Consider the following 4,551-nt stretch of genomic DNA (forward strand, 5'->3'; position numbering starts at 1 on the left):
GTCGTCGGTCGGCGCCGGGCAGACGGCAGCCAGTCGCGCCGGCCCCGGAGGGTGCCGTCCGGCCTCATCGATATTCGGACCCACTGAAGTGCGTACGCGCCTCCCGAACTGCCCGAGAAACGCTGCTCCTCGTCAATTCACAGAGCCAGTCATCGTTTGATGCGTCCGCGGATGGCGAGGACGCCGAGAGCCAGGAGGGTGGGTTCGAGGAGACGGGAGACCATCTCGATGTAGGTGCCGGCGGTGGTGAGGTTCTGCCCGGAGGAGCGGAAGACCACCGAGTTGACTGCGACACGGGTGGCTTTCTCCGCGCGGGCCCAGGTCATGCGCTTTGACCATGTGTCGTGCAGGGCGGGGTCGGGGGTGCTGGTGTGGAGGCTGATCTTGCTGCCGTGGAGGGTTCCGGTGGTGGCGGGGTCGGGGTCATGGGTGGGCAGGCCCACGCCCATGAGGAGCAGCACGGTCAGCGACATGGCGGCGGGTAGCCAGGTGAAGGCGCGGGAGGCGCGCAGGCCGTAGCCGGACAGCAGCCAGTAGGCCCACAGCAGGCGGCGTTCGCCCTTCGGGGTGCCGGTGCGGTCGTGACGGCGCATCTCGCATTCGCCGTAGTAGAAGTCGGCGGCGCCGGGTTCGTTCTTGCCGTCCTCGAAGGCTTTGCGGAGCTGGCGGTAGAGGGCGGCGACGTCTTCGGGGTCGGGGGTTCGGGCGGGGTCGGGGTGGTACGGGCCCGGGCGCCACTGGCGGGGCGTGGGGGTGTGGCCTGGGGGTGGTACGGGCTGGCCGGCGTCCTGTGCGCGCCAGTGGTGTTCCTCGACGAGGGTGCGTCGGCGGGTCCACCGTGTCAGTCGTACTCCGTGGCGGTTCCAGCCGGTGGGTGTGAGGGCGAATACGGTGCGGCCTTCCAGGCGGAGCTGGTCGAGGTGGAAGGCTCCGGAGAACAGGCAGTCGGTCAGGTCGATGTCGGTCAGGACGAGATGGGCGGCATCCACCCCCTGTATCGAGGCCACCCGCACCCCGTCGTGGCAGCCTGACAGCACGCTCTCGTCCACGGTGTCCCCAGGGCTGGAGGCGAAAGGCACCGGGTGAGCGGTGACCGCTACGGGCGCCGACAGCACCGCATGCCCGAGGTCTGCCGTGGCGTAGCGCAGACGCACCGTGGCGGTCGACTCCCACCGGGTCCGCTCGCAGCGCACCTCACTCGCCGCGATCTCCAGCATCACCGGCACCTCAAACAAAGCACCCGACAGATCCACCACTCCCGCACACACGAACGGCCCCAATCCCGAAGCCACCGCGAACCGCACCCCGCCGAACAAGGCGTCGCCGGAGAACTGCGCCCTGCCGAACCTGGCGTTGCCGGAGAACTGCGCCTCGCCGAACCCGACGGTGCCGGAGAACTGCGCCTCGCCGAACCCAGCGGTGCCGGAAAACTGCGCCGCGTCGAACCCGGCCTCGCCGGAAAACTGCACCTTGTCGAACCGGGCGTTGCCGGAGAACTGCACCTCGTCGAACCGGGCGTCGCCGGAAAACTGCACCTCGTCGAACCAGGCGTTGCCGGAGAACTGTGCCCCGTCGAACCGGGCGTCGCCGGAGAATTGCGCCCTGCCGAACCAGGCGGTGTCGGAGAACTGCACCTCGTCGAACCGGGCGTCGCCGGAGAACTGTGCCCCGTCGAACCTGGCGGTGTCGGAGAACTGTGCCCCGTCGAACCAGGCGGTGCCGGAAAGGTGCACCCTGCCGAACCCGGCGTCGCCGGAGAACTGCACCTCGTCGAACCGGGCGTCGCCGGAGAACTGCGCCTCGTCGAACCATGCGGTGCCGGAGAACTGCGCCTGGCTTAACTGGACAGTGCCCATATGGGGTTTTCCGGTGGTGGGGTCGCGGAGCGCGCTGAGGAGTTGGTCTAGCAGGTTCTGGGTGAAAGGGGTGCCGCGGTGGTCGATGTCGGTGCCGGGGGTCAGTGAAGCCAGGTAGGTGGCACGGTCTGTGTCGGACAGGTGGGCAAGGCATGCGGTGTGGCCGGGCACGCGGATGCCGCGACAGCCGATGGGATCGGCGGTGGGGTCCGCGCCGTGTGCGCAGTACGTCCAGGGCGGCCGCAGCGGGGGGATGGGGGCTGGGGGTGTGCTCATGGCGTGGCTGCTCCGCTGTCATGTACCGGTTCCGGTTCCGGTTCTCGGTGTCAGGCAGGACACACGTTTGGTCCCGGTCAGTTCCCTCTGTAGTGAAGGGGGTTGTACGCCGTGTATGGGCTCTCGTCGAATCACTGAGTGAGGAATACGTGGTCAGCAGGGCGGGATTTCCAAGAGAGGTGGGCCCCGGCATCAGCCGGTCACGGGTGTCCCGGTTTTTCGACGTCGCGCACGCCCTGGGCGGCATCCAGGTCGTCGTGGCCGCAGGAGTCCCGCGTGCGAGACAGCGACGTGACGACCCTTCAGGACGGTGTCGTCCAAGAGCGTGGCGTCGCCGGGCGGCCCGTAGAGCGCGGGCAGCGTGACGTCTAGCCGTCACGAAATCGGCCTCCACCGGAGCGTACGACGGCTCTGTGCCACGCTCCGCACTACCAGCGCATCCCGAGCTCATCGAGATCCGCGCGGCGCTGCTCGGGGAGCTTGGCGGCGCGTTTGCGGACGTTGTCGAGCCACATGCCGAGCTTGACCACCACACTCCCGTCAGCGCCGCCCTGACGGCCCGACAGCGCACCCTCCGGAGCAATTGTCAAGAGTTGTGGATTGGCTGAGATGCTGATGCGTTCTTGCGTTCCAGCAGCGTGATCGTGACGCCGGGCGCGACCTGGCGCTCGCCTACAGGTATGAATCCGCGCCGTCGATAGAGCGCGACCGCAGGCAGGTTGGCGGTTGCGGTCGAGACGACGGTCAGTTCCGCGGGCTCGATCAAGTCCAGAGCGTCGAGCAGTGCCGTTGCGACGCCGCGGCGATGCGCGACGGGATGGACCACGAGGCGGCAGATGTCCAGAGCACCGTTCGGCAAGCGGGTCCAGGCGACCGCTCCCACAAGTCTCAACTCGTCGCGAACCCCGAGGCAGGACTCGTCACATGTGCGCAACTGCTCAAGGGACTCGTGCAGGGGCGGGATGCCGTCGAAGCCGATGAGCCGGGCTTCGACCGCGTAGGAGGCCCGCTGAAGGTCCCATAGATGACGCAGGGTATCGGGATCGGACAGGTCGAGCCGGACCGGTTCAGCAAATGGCCGGTGGGATTCGGTGGCGGCGTGGCGTTGGCCGGTCATGCTGCGATCTTCTCAGAACGCTCGACCAGGACGCCGTTCTCGAATTTCGCGCCGGAGCGGACCAGGGCAACCAGGTGGGCTCCAGTGATCGCGCGCCAGCGTTCCTGGGCGGACTCGACCAGTTTGAACACCATCGCCAGGGCGGCGGCCGGGCTGCCGGCGCCGCGGGTGACCTTGGTGCGGAGCCTGACCGTGGAGAACGTCGACTCGATGGGGTTGGTGGTCCGTAGGTGGATCCAGTGCTCGGCTGGGAAATCGTAGAACGCCAGCAGCTCGTCGACATGGTCGGTGATCTTCTTGACGGCCTTGGGCCACTTCGCGCCGTAGGCGCGGGAGAAGGCCTCGATGGCTTTCTCCGCGTGCGTGCGGTCTTCGGCGTTGTAGATCTCCTGCATGGCCTTCGTCGCGCCTGGCTGCGCGGACTTCGGCAGGGCGTTCGAGACATTCCTGGCTTTGTGTACCCAGCACCGCTGATGGCGGGCGGCAGGGAACACCTCGGCGAGCGCCTTCCACAGGCCCATCGCGCCGTCGCCGACCACCAGCTCCGGGTCGCGCATGCCCCGGCGGCGGTAGTCCCGCAGCAGGTCGGCCCACGACTCGGTGGACTCACGCAGCCCCTCCGCGAGCGCGATCAGCTCCTTCGTGCCGTCGGCACGGACACCGAGCAGGACCAGAACGCACGAGTGCGCCTGGCCGAGCCGGACCTTCGGGTGCACGCCGTCTGCCCACACGTAGACGAAATCGCGGTCGGACAGGTCCCGGTCCTGGAAGGCGGCGTGGTCGTCGCTCCACTGCTTGGTCAGCCGGGTGACCGTGGCCGGCGACAGCCCGGACGCCGAGCCGAGGAACTGCTCCAGCGCCGGCACGAAGTCCCCGGACGACAGGCCGTGCAGGTAGAGCAGAGGCAGCACCTCTGAGATCTTGGGGGACTTGCGGCACCACGGTGGCAGGATCTTCGAGGAGAACCGCCTCCTGTCCCCGGTGGCCTCGTCCACGCGCCGGTCGTTGACCCGCGGCGCGGTGACCTCGACCGCACCGGCGGCGGTGGTCACCGTGCGGGGCCGGTGGTGACCGTTGCGGACCACCAGGCGACGCCCCCGCCCGTCGGTCTCGGCCGCCAACTCGGCTATGTACTGGTTGACTTCCGCCTCCAGAGCGGCGGCCAGCATCCGGCGGGCGCCCTCGCGGACGATCTCGTCGATCAGGGAGCCAGACTGCGTGGAGTCGTCGGCAGTTACTACGCTGAGCACGGGCGTGCCTTCCCGGCCCGCGCTGCGAACGCGGGCCTACTCGATGACCTAC

Annotated in this window: 4 protein-coding genes; all 4 read right to left on the bottom strand. The window is 68.5% G+C overall.

The window, feature by feature from the left end; genetic code table 11:
- Positions 1-149 precede the first annotated feature (149 nt).
- The 4 genes from EES42_RS44150 to EES42_RS44160 all read right to left on the bottom strand — a co-directional run bounded on the left by EES42_RS44150 (position 150) and on the right by EES42_RS44160 (position 4,499).
- Complete coding sequence (locus tag EES42_RS44150) at positions 150-2,132, bottom strand: pentapeptide repeat-containing protein (protein ID WP_124723807.1); 1,983 nt, start codon at positions 2,130-2,132, stop codon at positions 150-152.
- 428 nt (positions 2,133-2,560) lie between these two features.
- On the bottom strand, positions 2,561-2,722 hold the full coding sequence (locus EES42_RS45515) for a helicase associated domain-containing protein (protein WP_164495609.1): 162 nt from the start codon (positions 2,720-2,722) through the stop codon (positions 2,561-2,563).
- On the bottom strand, positions 2,719-3,249 hold the full coding sequence (locus tag EES42_RS44155; RefSeq protein WP_124723808.1) for a GNAT family N-acetyltransferase: 531 nt from the start codon (positions 3,247-3,249) through the stop codon (positions 2,719-2,721). Before EES42_RS44155 ends, EES42_RS45515 begins: the two co-directional genes overlap by 4 nt.
- The gene (locus EES42_RS44160) at positions 3,246-4,499 is read right to left on the bottom strand and encodes an IS256 family transposase (RefSeq protein WP_124723809.1); all 1,254 of its coding nucleotides are present in this window, start codon (positions 4,497-4,499) and stop codon (positions 3,246-3,248) included. Before EES42_RS44160 ends, EES42_RS44155 begins: the two co-directional genes overlap by 4 nt.
- Positions 4,500-4,551 lie beyond the last annotated feature (52 nt).

Source organism: Streptomyces sp. ADI95-17, from assembly GCF_003846175.1.
In the GTDB taxonomy this organism is placed as follows: Bacteria; Actinomycetota; Actinomycetes; order Streptomycetales; family Streptomycetaceae; genus Streptomyces; species Streptomyces sanglieri.